1 protein-coding gene and 1 pseudogene are annotated in these 610 nt (G+C 66.6%); both read right to left on the bottom strand.

The window, feature by feature from the left end:
- On the bottom strand, positions 1-226 hold a 226-nt coding region (locus tag H7I41_RS29875; RefSeq protein WP_264016277.1), incomplete at its 3' end, for an energy-coupling factor ABC transporter permease.
- 52 nt (positions 227-278) lie between these two features.
- Positions 279-610: pseudogene (locus H7I41_RS29870) on the bottom strand (SAM-dependent methyltransferase); the annotation flags it as partial.

Raw genomic sequence — 610 nt, 5'->3', positions numbered from 1 at the left:
GCAGGTGACCGCTGACCCCCGGCAGGATCGGGAAGTTCACCATCTGCACGGCGAAGATGAAAGCGGCGACCAGGCCGGCCAGCGGGACGGTGCGCTCATCGAGTTCGCGTTGCGCACGCCAGCCGCAGAAGCCAAGGGCGGCAACGGCAATGGCTGCGAACATCAGCGAGACAGGCGCGTTGATGATGCCGTCGCTCATATGCATGGCGACGAGCTGCTGAGTCATTCATCGAGCCTAAGACCCGTGCCGATATCTGTCCAGATGAACAGACGATCAGCTATGCGGCCGTCCCGGTCACCAGCAGGTACTCGGCGTCCCAGTGGCCGTCGCGCTGCGTCTCGGTCAGGAAGTCCAGGAAGGCCTCGTCCAGTGCCGCGACCCGTTCGGGCCGGCCGGCATTGAACGTGTACACCGCGATGGTGGGCCCGTAATTGCGCTTCCAGTACTCGCGGAATTCCAGCGGGTCGGTGCAGTGATCGAATGCCACGGTCTGGTGCCGGAAGGTGACATCGGTGAGGCGATCGCCGAACAACTCGCGCACATGGGCCTCGTCGCCCCACAGCGGCGCCGGGCCGGCCCCTCGCCCCACAGCGGCGCCGGGCCGGCCCC

It is taken from the genome of [Mycobacterium] manitobense, from assembly GCF_025821665.1.
Taxonomy (GTDB): Bacteria; Actinomycetota; Actinomycetes; order Mycobacteriales; family Mycobacteriaceae; genus Mycobacterium; species Mycobacterium arseniciresistens.
This window is presented reverse-complemented; position numbering and strand designations above follow the sequence as displayed.